We start from the raw sequence: 13899 nt of genomic DNA, 5'->3' as shown, positions 1-13899 counted from the left end.
CGGATGCCTTCATTTTACCAGCATTGAGCAGAAAAAGAAAAGGATTTTCACTGACATTATGGGTGACAGTTTATGGTAAGACTTACTCTAGAATCATTCATGCATGTTTATGCTTGAAATATTCCATGTAATCGACCAGACGCTCGCAGGACTCGATTCCGATTCCATTATAGATGGATGCACGACAGCCTCCGACTGAACGGTGTCCATTAAGACCTACAAATCCTCTTTCCTCAGCTCCTTGTAAAAAAGCTTTGCTAAGCTCATCGGAAGGCAGGTTGAAAGTGATGTTCATCTTGGAACGGCTCGATTTTTCGGCATGTCCTGTATAGAATCCGCCGCTGTGATCGATTGTTCTATAGATAAGGGACGCCTTTTCTTCACTACGTTTTGTGAACTCAGTTAATCCGCCTTGTCCGATCATCCATTCCACCATCAACCCAAGTATGTAGATCGTGTAGGTCGGCGGGGTGTTATACAACGAATTTTTGTTTGCATGGATTTTGTAATCAAGCATAGCCGGAAGATTTTCATTTGTATCAGCAAGGACATCTTTGCGGATGATCACGACTGTGACGCCGGATGGACCGATATTTTTCTGAGCGCCTGCATATGCGAGCGCGACTTTTTCCCATGGGACCGATCTTGAGCCGATATCACTCGACATGTCGATGACAAGCGGAACATCGGGAAGCTCATCAAATGATGGCCACTGGGTACCATAGATCGTGTTGTTACTTGTAAGATGCAAATAACCGGTATTCTCACTCAAGTCATTCCACTCGGATTTTTGAGGGATATGTGTGAAACCAGACTCTTTGCTGCTCGCTGTGATTTCAGTCGCACCGATCTTCAAGGACTCATTATATGCCTTTTGGCCCCAGGATCCTGTGACGATATGAGCAGCGGATTGATTTTCCTTCAGCAGGTTCATCGGGACCATCGTGAACTGGAGGCTAGCTCCACCCTGTAAAAATAGTATCTCATGTGTGTCCGGAATATTTAAAAAAGATCGCATTGAATGCTGTGCATTTTCATGGATCGATTGATATGCTTTACTCCGGTGGCTCATTTCTAGAATAGACAAACCTGTGTTCTGATAATTGAGCAATTCTTGCTGTGCATGTGTGAGGACCTCTTTCGGAAGAGCTGTAGGCCCAGGATTGAAATTGAATGTTTCCATGAAGCTCGACTCCTTTGTCCAAAGTTAAGATTGGTTATAGTAAGACTTCTGAAAATTCATTATACTTGAATCACACCATAGATATAAGGGGGATGAAGAAATTGTATAGAGAAAATAAACCGATTGATCTCAGTCCATATGATCACCCGGATATATATCCAGGACCGCGTCCGGACTCTTCCTTTATTTATTATGAAGGCAAAGCCCACAGGATCATTGAAAAGAAAGGGGTATCCATTGAAGATTTGATGGTCGAATATTCCGACTCAGACAACTTGTTGGGGTCCTTTCAAGACGGTTCGGATTATAAATTTTCAATCGGAGATTTCCTGCATGAACAGGAATTGCCGCCGATTGAGGAAAGAGTTCCTCTTGTAGCATATGGTTCGAACATTTGTTTAGCGCAGTTACGGTATAAATTCAATTTGAATAAAGATTTGAATGACTTCGTGTTATGTCTTCGTTCCTCCATGCTGGATTCAGACATCATTTACGGTTCCTTTTTAGCGCCGTATGGATCTTTACCAGCTATCATCGCTCCCGTCCAGAATGCGACGACTGAAGTATGGCTGACATTCGTCGAACCTGCACAGCTTGAGCATATGAATCGGACAGAAGGCGGGTATGTCCTGCGTGAACACAGGGGAAAGAAGTTCATAACCATCAACGGTGAACAGTTTGAATCGATTTATGCGTATTATTATCCGCATGCCTTTGAATTTGATCGGCAATGGTACCGGTTCAAGGATATAAAAGGAAAATCCACTTTAGAGGCAAAATGGCAAGCGGAGATGCTGGATATCATGAAAAATGAATTTGGATTCGAGGGAACAAGAGAAGAGTTCATCCACCAACTCCGGTGGAATATCCCATTTTATCGCGAAATACAAAACTGGTTGAAGCAATTCGATACCCATTTCAATCACCCAGATTGGGAAGAACCGAAGTTGATTGAACCAGTTGGTGAGCTGAGACGGTCGATTCTGCCTTCTAAATCGCAAGAAGTTGAGCGGATGTTATCGATTTATAAGTAAAAAAGCGATGAGGCCTCTGCCACTTAAGCAGAGCCTCTTTTTTACACTTATAGCTTCCGTATCAGCGCAACTAAGGCTTGGCTTTACCAAGTTTTCTTTACATTTATAGGGGCTGTCCAATAAGTTCCTAAAATGAAAAAGCAACGAGGAAAAGGTTGTCCGTTTTCCGTCGTTGCTTATTCGCTGAATCAGAATCATTGGTGGTGGCGGAACGGATCACCGCCACTTTCAATAGATGTGGGCATTCGCCACTTGATTAGGACTTTATCTGGCACCCGCAAGGAAAACCTGTGGTACGACCGATAGCCCCTGGCTACTAGTTCATCAATTTAGAGGTAACTTCGGAGTTGTAGAGATAATTCCGGAGTTTTAGAGATAAATTCAGAGTTGTAGAGATAATTGTAAAATTGCAGCGTTTTGGTCCTAGTTGTAGAGATAAACGTTTTTGGCAGGTCAAAATAGCTTCATCAACCTACTTTCTCCTCTTTACCTAAGGGAAGCTGTCCAAAAAGTGTCTGACTCTCTCTGAATTTAACAACATTTTACGAAAAATCATGGTTTTGATTCAAAATGTTGTGTTGGAGGTGTCTGACACTATTCTTTTTGGACAGCCACTTCAATAATAAGGGCAACTAAGGCTCAGCCTGCACCAGTGCTTGGCTGTCCCAAGTTTTCTTTAGTTGATAGATTCAGATATTTCTTGTGCAATCTGTTGAAGGTCTTCTGAGGTGTAATCGTCTGAATGGGGCTTCCAGACAGCGCCGAACCCATCCCCTTCACCATACCGTGGGATGATATGTACATGGTAATGGAATACGGATTGGCCTGCAGGTTCTTCATTATTATTCAATAGATTCATGCCGATCGGTTGGAAGCGTTCCTTGATTGAATTCGCAATCTTAGGAACGACTGAGAAAACTTGTTCAGCAACTTGGGCAGGAAGCTCATAAAGATTTTTATGGTGCTCTTTCGGGATCACAAGCGTATGACCTTTCGTGACCTGGCTGATATCGAGGAATGCAAATACATGCTCATCTTCATATACCTTTGAAGCAGGGATGTCACCGTTGATGATTTTACAAAAGATACAATCTTCCAAACTAATTCACACCTTTCAAAAGTATTGTTTTCTATGTCGTAATTGTATCATAGGGTGAACTTAACATAAAAAAGGAGGGTTTTATCTAAAGGCTCTTTTCTAAAAGATTGTTTGCTATTGAGTCATTTTAAAAAAACACCTTGTACAAGTTGATTGGAGAGCAAGGTGCGAGACTCATCGAAAATGAAAAGCGCATTTTCTTCGTGCGATGTACCGCTGCCGAAGCTTTCCTTGTCCCGCGGAAAGCGAGCATCCTGGAGCGGAAATTAACAACTTTTAAAGAAAACTTGGCGAGACCAAGTCTTTTGTAGGTCGAGCCTTAGTTGCCCTTATACTGAAGAAAGTATTTTATACTTTCTTTAAGTGCAAGAGCACCAAAGTTGCGAAAATAGCCTAAATAAATGAAGAGCCCTATCCTATTGATAGAGCTCTCCGGAGAGGTCAGAGAAGAAAAGAGAAACAAGAGATAATGAACAATGGCTTGGGAAAGTGGTCATTGTTTAGAAGAGTTGTCCGTAAACGATACAAATGGCATCACGCCGTTTGTACACTCTCCATAGAAGTTGGATTACACAACAGCAATCTCTTTCTCTTTTCTTTTGAAGAAGGGGGGATACCTTCTTCATTCATATCTTTTCCAAATTTGTCCAAGTTAATACAAGCGATTCTTGATACAATAAGCATGGAACGTTTTTATTTGATAAAATAGCATAAAGCTGTTTCGATTTTTACAATCAGGAAACAGCCTAATATAATAACAACCGAACCATGGAAGGGGTCAAGTATGAATAATGTCTTGTACGTCGAACAATTGACAGGTGGTTACAGCCAGCAGCAGCCTGTTCTACATAATCTCAATTTCCATGTCAAGTCCAAAGAAATCGTAGGACTGATCGGACTGAATGGTGCAGGTAAAAGTACGACGATCAAGCATGTTTTGGGCTTGATGGAGCCGATAGCAGGAACGATCAAAGTGAATGACAGTACAATCAATGAAGGTCCGGATCATTACCGGTCCCAGATTGCGTATATTCCGGAAACTCCGGTGTTATATGATGAACTAACGTTATGGGAGCATCTTGAACTCACAGCGATGGCCTATGACATCGATAAAGAGGAATTGAAGAATCGGGTCGAACCGCTTTTGAAAGAATTTCGGATGGAAAACAAATTGAAGTGGTATCCGAACCAGTTTTCTAAAGGGATGAAGCAGAAAGTGATGATCATGTGTGCATTCCTGGTCCGACCGGCATTATTTGTTGTCGATGAACCATTCGTAGGTCTTGACCCTCTAGGTATCCAGTCTTTTCTGGATCTCATTGTGCAAGTGAAAGAAAGCGGTACGGGAATTCTATTATCCACACACATCCTTTCAACAGCTGAGCGGTATTGCGACCGTTTCATCATCTTGCATGAAGGAAAGCTTTTAGCGGATGGAACGCTTTCGGAAATCCAGTCGGAAATGAACATGCAAAATGCGACGTTGGATGAAATATATGTTCAAATAACAAGAGGTGCCTGAGTATGGATGTAAAAACGCTCTGGAGGGAACGCGCCAACAATTTTTGGAGTATGGCTGTACGCTATCTGCGTTATATCGGGAACAGCGGGTTCCTTTTTTCGGTCTATGTCGGGATCATCCTTGGAAGCTATTACTATGGCCAGGTACTGAAGGTTTTACCTGAAACCTTCCCTGCTGCTGAATTTTCGACGATTCTTGTATTCCTGATTGTAAGCAGAGGGAAGATCCGTACCTTTTTAAAAACGGCAGATGCGAATTTTCTTCTTCCGGTTGAAGGTCGTTTTAAGCCTTATCTACAAAAATCATTACGATACAGCTTCGTCATGCAAGCGTTCAACGTTCTTGTACTATTACTTGTATTAGGACCGTTATATTTCAATCGGATCACTTCTGAACGTGCTGTCTATTTTGGAAGTCTAGCCTTGATCCTGCTTTTGACGGGATGGAATATCATTTCAAAATGGGAAGAATTACGGGTGCCAGATGGAACGAAACGTAAAATGCTTCCCATCATCAGGCTACTTATGGTGCTATTCACGCTCTATGCGATTTTCAGAGAAGCATGGTTGATTACGGCGGTGCTGATCATTGGCATGGCGATCCTTTATGTCGCAGTGTATCGCCCGCTCTCCCAAAAGCATACCCTGAAATGGGATCGCTTGATAGAACTTGAAGCAAATGCGCTCATGCTTTTTTATCGGATTGCAAACATGTTTGTCGATGTTCCTGAAATCAGCCGAAAGGTACGTAAACGGACATGGGCGGCTCCGTTGCTGAAAGTGTTGAGTGGAAAAGGTGAGACGGTTTACGGTTATATGTATACGAAAGCCTTTATCCGATCGAATGACTATTTCGGCATTTATGCCCGGCTGACCATGATCGGAATCATACTGATGCTAATCATGCCTCCAGGATTTTTGCTATGGGGCGTCAGTTTACTTTTGATTTACATGACAGCGATCCAATTGACGACATTATGGCCGCACTTTGATATGAAAGTGTGGGTCGACCTCTATCCGGTTTCTAAAAAGGAACGGTACGAAACGTTCCAACGGCTGATTTTCCGTATCATGATTTCGCAAGTGATTTTATTTACAGTAAGCAGTTTCATCAATCATTTATCAATTGTGGAGACAGGGATCATCCTTATTACAGGGGTTACATTGGTGCTTGCTTTTACCCGAGTTTTGCTTTTCAAACAGCTTGATAAACGATTCATCCTTACTGAAATGGGACGTTGATGAAATGAGGCATAGAAAATGAGCGGGAAAGAGACGATCGAACAGGAATTACAAGAATGGGAAAAGATGATCTTAAAACGGTCCCCTTTATATAAGCGAGCAGCAAAGAGAGTTCAGGGACAAATCAATAAAAAGATCCCTGAAAAAGTCCATAATGCTGTGACGAATGCGATCCGAAGCATGGTGAAGGCGACATTGTTCGGTAATGAATATACGACGAAAAAACCGACGGTCGAAGGAATGGCGCTTGAAAAGCGTGATGAATTGCTTCAAGAACGGAAAAAAGCTTACAAGAAAACTGCAATGGTTGAAGGAGCGGGGACAGGTGCGGGCGGAATTCTGCTCGGGTTGGCGGATTTTCCGTTGCTGCTTGGTATCAAGATGAGATTTTTGTTTGAAGCAGCGAGGATCTATGGATTTGATACCCGAAATTACCACGAGCGGATCTTCCTGCTGCACGTGTTTTTGCTTGCTTTTTCAAGTGATGAGGTCCGACGTGAAACATATATGGCAATCAAAAACTGGGAAGAGACAAAGAACAAGTGGCCGTCCAAAGCCTCAATGGATGACGATTATGATTGGAAAACGTTCCAAATCACCTATCGCGATCACATCGATCTTGTGAAGATGCTGCAAGTGGTACCCGGTTTCGGAGCAATTGTCGGAGCGTACGCCAATTATAATTTTCTGGATCAACTCGGCGATACAGCCATGAACTGCTATCGGATGAGGTATTTGAATGAAGTGGAGGAAAGGTGATTTGCGGATTCTTTCGTAACGGACATGAGAGCCGTTATGGAAAAAGAAGACTATTGTATTCTAACGGACATGAGAGACGCTATTTGTGAAAATCAAGGCTGATTTTGGTTAGATTTAAGCAAATAAGGTCCCTGGTGTCCGTTAGCTCCAAAAAAGACCGAGCCGCCAACCTCAATGAACTTGGCGAATCGGTCCTTACTTATCTAGTTCGTTTTCACTTTCCCTGCTGGTGCGTAGTTCAAGTGGCTTAAAGCGGCTTCGCCTAATAGTTTAGCAGCAATCGGCAATGAGCGCTCATCGATCATGAATTTCGGGTGATGATGAGGGGCAACATCTACTGCGTCAGGGTCTTTGGCACCTACATAAGCAAAGCTTCCAGGAACGTGCTCGAGGTAGTACGCGAAATCTTCCCCGCCCATTTGAGCAGCTTTTTCACTGACACGAAGGACACCAGGGAGACCTGAGGCAACCTTTTTCAAATGCTCTGTCGGTTCCTTATGGTTCACGAGAGCTGGATAGCCTCTTGTGTATTTGAACTCGTAGTCTGTTCCGCTCGACATACAGATTCCTTTGATCACTTCTTCCATCCTTGCTTCAATATTTCCACGCACACTTTCACTGAATGTACGTACGGTTCCTTTTAATGAAGCACTGTCAGCAATGACATTGAAGGCATTTTCAGCGATGAACGATCCGATTGAAACAACGGCGGATTCCAAAGGGTCCACATTACGGCTAACGATCTGCTGAAGTGCAACGACCAATTGCGAAGCAGCCAGGACCGAATCTTTTGTCTTGTGAGGCTGAGCACCGTGGCCGCCTCGGCCGATTATTTTTACATCGAATTGATCAGCAGCCGCCATGAATGGTCCTTCACGGTAATAGACCTCACCGACGTTATCTGTCGCCCATAAATGAACACCGTAAATGACATCGACATCCTCCAGGCAACCGTCTTCAATCATGGTGATCGCTCCGCCAGGAACCAATTCCTCAGCATGCTGGTGGATGAGGACGACATTTCCTTCAAGCTCATCTTTCAATTGATTAAGGACTTTGGCAAGAACAAGTAAAGTTGCCGTGTGACCATCGTGTCCGCATGCATGCATTACACCATCAACTTTGGAACGGAACGGGAGGTCTGTCTCCTCATGGATTGGCAGTGCATCAAAGTCTGCACGCAATGCAACGGTTTTACCGGGTTTTTTCCCTTCAATCTTAGCGACGAGGCCATGTCCGCCTACATTGGCTCGATAAGGGATACCGAGTTTATCATAAAACTTCGCTATGTAAGCAGATGTATTCACCTCTTGGAAAGACAATTCTGGATTTTCATGGAGATAGCGGCGGATCTCCACCATCTCATTGTAATGACGATCTACGAGTTCATAAAAGTGTTGCATGATACTCCTCCTCAACGGATTAATTATACGAAAAATCAGTTTTTTACAGTATAGCACGATAACATTGAGTATGCATGGTTTTGCCAGGGGGAGTTAAGAATGTTGATTTTAAAAGATTCGCTTTCCGACGGCAATCCGCAACAAAACAAAAAAGGACACTGCCCGAGGGGGCAATGTCCGACTTCTTGCATCACTTTCAAACAATTCAAATGTATTATGAGAGTCGCGGATCACTTAACAGACGGTCCATCTCTTCCATATGATGTGTTTCATCTGCGATAAGATCCTCAAGCTTGACGACTAGTTCTGTCATGTTCAGATTTGCTGCTTGTTTTTTACGCTGTTCATAGCGATCGATTGTTTCTTTCTCAGCTTTACGTGCTTCTTTCAGCATTTCTTGGACATCCGTCAACTGCTTCACTTCAGCCGGCTTCGTTGTCGGAGTGCCCCCTAATGTACTGATTTTCTCTGAAAGGTACATTGCGTGACCTTGTTCATCTGAAATTTCGCCTTCAAAGAAAGGTTTTAAAACCTGACGATACATACCAGAAACGACAGCTGCATTGTATGTGTACATGATGACTGCAGCGTATTCGTTTGCCAGGTCCTCATTTAGTCCATCGATAAGTTCTTGTAGTTCTTTATCCATTGGTTGATCATCCTTTCTAAAAAATAATCCAACTTTCAGCTACGGATATAATGTACCCTTTGATTCGAAATAATAAACTTGTTTTCAAAATTGTGGAATGTTTAATCAGGTTATTTTCGGGAATTATTTAACTGTCAAAGATTTGGAAAGGTTGTGAATACGAATGAGTAAAATCGCAGTATTAATGACCGATATGTTTGAGGATGTAGAGTATACAGACCCTGCACAAGCGTTTATTGATGATGGCCACGAGCTTACCGTCATCGGCACTGAAAAGAAGGAAGTGAAAGGCAAGCAAGGAGATGTGTCTGTTCACATCGATAGAACGGTCGATCAAGTTGACCCGGACGAATTTGACGCACTTTTCATACCAGGGGGCTTTTCTCCTGATATTTTAAGAGCCGATGATCGAATCGTCGAGTTTACCGGGAAAATGGTTTATCAACGTAAGCCTGTGTTTGCTATCTGCCATGGTCCACAAATCCTTATCACAGCAAACGTATTGAAAGGCCGCAGTGTGACTGGGTTCAAATCAATTCAAATGGATCTGCAGCATGCCGGAGCCAATGTATTTGACGAGCCGGTAGTCGTATGCGGCACACTCGTTACGAGCAGACAACCAGATGACATTCCGGTATTTATAGAACAATCGAAAAAAGTCTTGAAACAAGGAGTGGAAGAGTATGTCTGAACGAAATCATATGGTTGATAAAAATGAGAACCTGAATGAAAGTGAAGTTCGATCGACCGTGGCTCGGATTCCTGAGGAAGAACGTGATCAAATCCTACAGAACTTCGATGTCTTTAAAGAATATCTCGGAAAACGTGTAAGAGTCGGTGAAAAGCTCGGGATGTCTGAAGAGCAGTTAGCGAAAACAGCGGAAAAAGTCGCTGATTACCTGGCTGAAAATGAAGAACCGAGGAACCGTGAAGAGAAATTACTCAAAGAGCTTTGGAGTGTCGGGGATAAAGAGCAACAGCATATGCTCGCACACATGCTTGTGAGGATGGTTGAATAATAGATGATAAAAAGCAGCCTTTGTGGGCTGCTTTTTCATTGTGTCAAAATTATAGTCACTGGGCTTCAATAGGGTATTCTCCGACAGCCATCTGGATATGGCGGGGTAAAACCGTAATCGTGGAAGGAGTATGATACTCTCGTTCTCCATCACAATCGATGGTCTGGACCGGCGCCGTCTCGATAGAAAGGGAGTCGGTTTGAAAATATAAGATGTCTTCACTGTTCGGTACCTCGTTCATGACTTTGGCACGCAGCATATCAAAAAATGTTTGGAAGCGATTGGACTCGATGATCAATACTTCAAGTTTTCCATCTTCTATATCTGAACCAGGGAAAAATGCCCGGATCCCACCGGTAAAAGGACCATTTCCAATGAGCACCATGGCAGCGTCCCCTTCAAAAGCACATTGGTCAGATTCGAGCTTCAAGTTGAAGGTGTATTCTTGACTGAGCGTTTGAAGCGTACTCAAATAGTAGGACAGCCTCCCGAAATTCTCTTTCATTATAGGATTGATGTTTGTCGATACTTCAGTGATAAGACCGATTCCCCAAAAGTTCAGGAAGTATTGGTGGTTGCATTTACCGACATCGATTTCTCTGAATTTTTGAATACACAGTTGTTCTGCTGCAATCAATGGGTCTTGAGACAATCCAAGGGCCCTGGAAAAATCATTACACGTTCCCCCGGGTATGATTCCGAAAGCAGGACGGTTTTCCAGCGGACTTATCGCATTGATGATTTCATAGATCGTCCCATCGCCACCTGCACCAATGATGAAATCAGCATCTTTTCCATATTCGTTTATGTATTGACCTGCGTCTCCCGATTTATTGGTATGGAACACATTAACGGTCGGAAAATGATGTTCGAGCCTTGTGATGATCTGGTCCATCTGTTCATGAAGGCGTTCATCTCCGGCTTTAGGATTCACAATCAGGTCGACTCGATTTATTTTCAAAATCCAAACCCCCTTTCTTCCATAGCTAAAAACTATTTTAAAAGGGGATGAAGGTCTGCCCCCTTTTAAGGCGTATCTATGATTCTGTATGATTTGATGTATGGTTTGCCGGTGAAGACCGTTTGTGGAAGGGCTTCACTTGTATCTTTTTGTTTGTGAGCTTTCTCGAAGGAGGACGATTGCCTCCAAGCTTCGAAATCACTTTCATCTTTCCACATGCTCGAGACGAGATAGGTTTCCGAATCTTTCGGCCGCAAAATAATGATACCAGTACAGCCAGGCTCATGTTCAATCTTTCCAGCACGTTGTTTGAATCGGTCCTCGAATAATGGACGTCCTTCAGAAGACACAGGGATATTGTTGAAGACGATGTACTCCGCTCCTTCAAATCCGCCAGCTTCTTCAATCGCTTCATAGGTATGGCCGGATTCAAACAAGTTTTCCTTCTCCGTTTTATGTATTAGCGCCGCATCTTCAGCACCCTCAAGAAGATAGAAACTGCCGTCTTCACCCTCGAAATTTTCTGCAAGTGTTTTCAAATAATCACTAGTACCATAGGTGATATGATAGTTCATTAATCGATCTTCCTTTCTCTATTCCGTTTTTAGTATACACAAAGAGAGATTTATTCATGATTTACCCTTACAAGTGAAATACTAAACGAAACAAAAGTATGGAAAGACGAGTAAATATTGAGTAAAGTGGTAAAAGTATCTTACCTATCCCTTTAAGGAGTTGATGCGTTGTGTTAAAAAAAGCAACGCGCATATCGCTCTGGGCAATGGCGGTCATCCTTTGTTCCTTGCTCGTTTATGTAGCGATTGTGTTTGCCGGTAACTATGTAATTGATGAAAAAGATCTTGTGATGAGTTCAGCTTCCACACTCGTCGATGAAGACGGGGACACGATCACAAGACTTTATGATCAAAATCGTGATCTTATTAAGATTGAAGACGTTCCTGAGCATGTACAGGAAGCGTTCATCGCAGTTGAAGACAGACGTTTCTATGATCACCCTGGAATCGATTTTCAAGCGATCAGCCGTGCTTTGTACAAGGATATTCTATCAGGCAGCAGAGTGGAAGGCGGCAGTACAATCACCCAACAGCTTGCGAAGAATATCTTTTTATCACATGAAAAGACGTTATTGAGGAAAACGAAAGAAGCAACGATTGCCATTAATTTGGAGCGGAAATATACGAAAAAGAAAATCCTTGAAATGTATTTGAACCAGATTTATTTCGGTCATGGAGCATACGGTATACAGGCAGCTTCTAAGTTGTTTTTCAATAAAGATGTCAGTGAATTGAGCTTGGAAGAGGGTGCTTTGTTAGCGGGACTTCCGAAGGCGCCGAATGGGTACTCACCGATAGCCCATCCAGAAAAAAGCAAGGATAGAAGAAATACAGTACTTTCCCTTATGGAAAGGCTTGATTACATTACAGCGGAAGAAGCAGTCAGGGCTCAAGGAAAGACCGTAGCGCTTGATCTATCCCGTATCGAGAAAGACCCTGCATACCTGACTTATATTGATATGGTTCTAAAAGAAGTGAAGGAAAAATATGCGCTATCGACGACTGAAGTATTACAAGGCGGTTATAAGATCGTCGTTCCGATGAGTCCTGAAGCTCAGCAGGCTTCCTATAAAGCGATGCAGGAGGACAAATATTTCCGAGGTTCAGATCCGAAGGAATCACCTCAAGGTGCGTTTGTTCTGATGGATTCACATACCGGTGGAGTAATGGCTGTCCAGGGTGGACGTAATTACGTTGCACAAGGTTTCAATCGGGTGAATGCAAGACGTCAGCCAGGTTCGACGTTCAAGCCGTTGGCGGTTTATGGACCTGCGATGGAAACGAATAATTGGGAACCTTATTCATTATTGAAAGACGAACCTTTGAAATACAACGGGTATGAACCTGAAAATTATAATGATAAGTATCAAGGATCCGTCTCAATGTATAAGGCGATCGAGGACTCCTTGAATGCACCTGCAGTCTGGCTTTTAAATGAAATTGGACTGACAAAATCCTTGAAGTACATTCAGGAGATGGGAATGGATGTTGAGGAGCGGAAACTCGGTGTTGCATTAGGTGGTTTGGATGAAGGCGTCACCCCTCTCCAAATCACCAGAGGATTTTCAGCCTTCGCCAATGGTGGAGAAATGGTTGAACCGTTTTTCGTAAAAGAAATCTACGATCGTGATGGCAAATTGATCGGGAAAGCGGAGGTTGAGACGAAAAAAGTCTTTTCAAAGCAGAATGCATGGTTCATGACGAAAATGTTAGAGTCAGTTATTAAAGAAGGAACCGGTAAAAGAGGACATGTAAACACTTCTCTTGCTGGAAAAACTGGAACGACAACATTGGATGAAGCCGAAGGAGGGAACAAGGATCTCTGGTTTGCAGGCTATACCCCAAATGCGGTCGGAGCCGTATGGATCGGTTACGACCGGACGACCAAGGATCGTTACATGACAGGGACAAGCTCAGATGCAACTCTCATGTTCAAAAACATCATCAATGAAATTCCGGACCAAAAGAACATGGCGTTTAAAAAACCAAAAGGCGTCAAAGATCTGGAACCACCGATCGAATTGATCGAAGTGGACGATCTTAGCGCACAATACGCATTCGGACGATTCGGAGTCCCGGGGATCCAGCTGAACTGGACACCGTCGGATGATAAGCGGCTCATGTATAAAATCTATATACGCACGGATCAAGGGGCTGTGAAGATCGATACGGTAGAAGGAAAAGGCTCGTACACAGTCGTCTCACCAAAGCTCTTCACCTTTCCAGACTTCTTCATCGTTCCATACGATCCACTAACCAAACAAGACGGAGAACCATCCAACACCGTCTCATCCTCGCTATTTTAAATGACAAGCATTTATCGGTGAAACGAAAGGTCAAAATGTATTAAATCGAGTCCTGGGGCTGTCCTGAGAGAAAGGTTCTGACGCTTTTCTTTCAGGGCAGCCCCAGTTTTTGTCTGAAAACTGTAAATTAGCCGAATTGAGTACCCTG

General features: G+C 43.2%; 13 protein-coding genes. 7 read left to right on the top strand and 6 right to left on the bottom strand.

The window, feature by feature from the left end:
- Positions 1 to 97: 97 nt before the first annotated feature.
- Complete coding sequence (gene serC, locus N8M93_RS05355; protein WP_261130181.1) at positions 98 to 1183, bottom strand: 3-phosphoserine/phosphohydroxythreonine transaminase; 1086 nt, start codon at positions 1181 to 1183, stop codon at positions 98 to 100.
- A 92-nt stretch (positions 1184 to 1275) separates the two neighbouring features.
- On the opposite strand from serC, the gene N8M93_RS05350 reads away from it, so the two are divergent.
- Positions 1276 to 2217: a hypothetical protein gene (locus tag N8M93_RS05350; protein WP_261130180.1), complete on the top strand. Its 942-nt coding sequence runs from the start codon at positions 1276 to 1278 to the stop codon at positions 2215 to 2217.
- Positions 2218 to 2893: 676 nt separating this feature from the next.
- Here the strand turns inward: N8M93_RS05350 and N8M93_RS05345 are convergent.
- Entirely contained in the window at positions 2894 to 3316 is a 423-nt protein-coding gene (locus N8M93_RS05345) for an HIT family protein (protein ID WP_261130179.1), read from the bottom strand.
- A gap of 784 nt (positions 3317 to 4100) precedes the next feature.
- Between N8M93_RS05345 and N8M93_RS05340 the strand changes: the two genes are divergently transcribed.
- Genes N8M93_RS05340 through N8M93_RS05330 form a run of 3 tightly spaced genes read left to right on the top strand, consistent with a single transcriptional unit; the run spans position 4101 to position 6838 of the window.
- Positions 4101 to 4838, top strand: a complete 738-nt coding sequence (locus N8M93_RS05340) for an ABC transporter ATP-binding protein (protein WP_261130178.1) — start codon at positions 4101 to 4103, stop codon at positions 4836 to 4838.
- 2 nt (positions 4839 to 4840) lie between these two features.
- Positions 4841 to 6079 (top strand): ABC transporter permease, encoded by a 1239-nt coding sequence (locus tag N8M93_RS05335; protein WP_261130177.1) that lies wholly within the window; start codon positions 4841 to 4843, stop codon positions 6077 to 6079.
- Between the two features lie 18 nt (positions 6080 to 6097).
- Positions 6098 to 6838, top strand: coding sequence for an EcsC family protein (locus N8M93_RS05330; RefSeq protein WP_261130176.1), 741 nt, complete (start codon positions 6098 to 6100; stop codon positions 6836 to 6838).
- Positions 6839 to 7041: 203 nt separating this feature from the next.
- On the opposite strand, the gene N8M93_RS05325 is transcribed toward N8M93_RS05330, so the two are convergent.
- The gene (locus N8M93_RS05325; protein WP_261130175.1) at positions 7042 to 8241 is read right to left on the bottom strand and encodes a M20 family metallopeptidase; all 1200 of its coding nucleotides are present in this window, start codon (positions 8239 to 8241) and stop codon (positions 7042 to 7044) included.
- A gap of 214 nt (positions 8242 to 8455) precedes the next feature.
- Entirely contained in the window at positions 8456 to 8890 is a 435-nt protein-coding gene (locus N8M93_RS05320; RefSeq protein ID WP_261130174.1) for a ferritin-like domain-containing protein, read from the bottom strand.
- A gap of 163 nt (positions 8891 to 9053) precedes the next feature.
- Here N8M93_RS05320 and N8M93_RS05315 point away from each other — a divergent pair, with 163 nt between their 5' ends.
- Together N8M93_RS05315 and N8M93_RS05310 are read left to right on the top strand one after the other, a co-directional pair.
- Positions 9054 to 9581: a type 1 glutamine amidotransferase domain-containing protein gene (locus tag N8M93_RS05315; RefSeq protein ID WP_261130172.1), complete on the top strand. Its 528-nt coding sequence runs from the start codon at positions 9054 to 9056 to the stop codon at positions 9579 to 9581.
- Positions 9574 to 9909: a DUF3243 domain-containing protein gene (locus tag N8M93_RS05310; protein ID WP_261130170.1), complete on the top strand. Its 336-nt coding sequence runs from the start codon at positions 9574 to 9576 to the stop codon at positions 9907 to 9909. The genes N8M93_RS05315 and N8M93_RS05310 overlap by 8 nt, the downstream gene beginning before the upstream one ends.
- A gap of 55 nt (positions 9910 to 9964) precedes the next feature.
- On the opposite strand, the gene N8M93_RS05305 is transcribed toward N8M93_RS05310, so the two are convergent.
- Positions 9965 to 10870, bottom strand: a complete 906-nt coding sequence (locus tag N8M93_RS05305; protein WP_261130169.1) for a diacylglycerol kinase family protein — start codon at positions 10868 to 10870, stop codon at positions 9965 to 9967.
- Between the two features lie 65 nt (positions 10871 to 10935).
- Entirely contained in the window at positions 10936 to 11445 is a 510-nt protein-coding gene (locus N8M93_RS05300) for an antibiotic biosynthesis monooxygenase (protein ID WP_261130168.1), read from the bottom strand.
- A gap of 170 nt (positions 11446 to 11615) precedes the next feature.
- Here N8M93_RS05300 and N8M93_RS05295 point away from each other — a divergent pair, with 170 nt between their 5' ends.
- Complete coding sequence (locus tag N8M93_RS05295) at positions 11616 to 13751, top strand: transglycosylase domain-containing protein (RefSeq protein WP_396125370.1); 2136 nt, start codon at positions 11616 to 11618, stop codon at positions 13749 to 13751.
- Positions 13752 to 13899 lie beyond the last annotated feature (148 nt).

The organism is Bacillus sp. Marseille-Q3570, assembly GCF_946151055.1.
Classification (GTDB): Bacteria; Bacillota; Bacilli; order Bacillales; family Fictibacillaceae; genus Pseudalkalibacillus.
Note: the sequence above shows the minus strand (reverse complement) of the source record. Positions and strands in the feature narration are given on the sequence as shown.

What these genes read in the sequence shown, in the direction of transcription:
- serC (WP_261130181.1), bottom strand. Translation starts at nt 1,183, where the DNA reads ATGGAAACATTCAATTTCAATCCTGGGCCTACAGCTCTTCCGAAAGAG.
- N8M93_RS05350 (WP_261130180.1), top strand. Translation starts at nt 1,276, where the DNA reads ATGAAGAAATTGTATAGAGAAAATAAACCGATTGATCTCAGTCCATAT.
- N8M93_RS05340 (WP_261130178.1), top strand. Translation starts at nt 4,101, where the DNA reads ATGAATAATGTCTTGTACGTCGAACAATTGACAGGTGGTTACAGCCAG.
- N8M93_RS05335 (WP_261130177.1), top strand. Translation starts at nt 4,841, where the DNA reads ATGGATGTAAAAACGCTCTGGAGGGAACGCGCCAACAATTTTTGGAGT.
- N8M93_RS05330 (WP_261130176.1), top strand. Translation starts at nt 6,098, where the DNA reads ATGAGCGGGAAAGAGACGATCGAACAGGAATTACAAGAATGGGAAAAG.
- N8M93_RS05325 (WP_261130175.1), bottom strand. Translation starts at nt 8,241, where the DNA reads ATGCAACACTTTTATGAACTCGTAGATCGTCATTACAATGAGATGGTG.
- N8M93_RS05320 (WP_261130174.1), bottom strand. Translation starts at nt 8,890, where the DNA reads ATGGATAAAGAACTACAAGAACTTATCGATGGACTAAATGAGGACCTG.
- N8M93_RS05315 (WP_261130172.1), top strand. Translation starts at nt 9,054, where the DNA reads ATGAGTAAAATCGCAGTATTAATGACCGATATGTTTGAGGATGTAGAG.
- N8M93_RS05310 (WP_261130170.1), top strand. Translation starts at nt 9,574, where the DNA reads ATGTCTGAACGAAATCATATGGTTGATAAAAATGAGAACCTGAATGAA.
- N8M93_RS05300 (WP_261130168.1), bottom strand. Translation starts at nt 11,445, where the DNA reads ATGAACTATCATATCACCTATGGTACTAGTGATTATTTGAAAACACTT.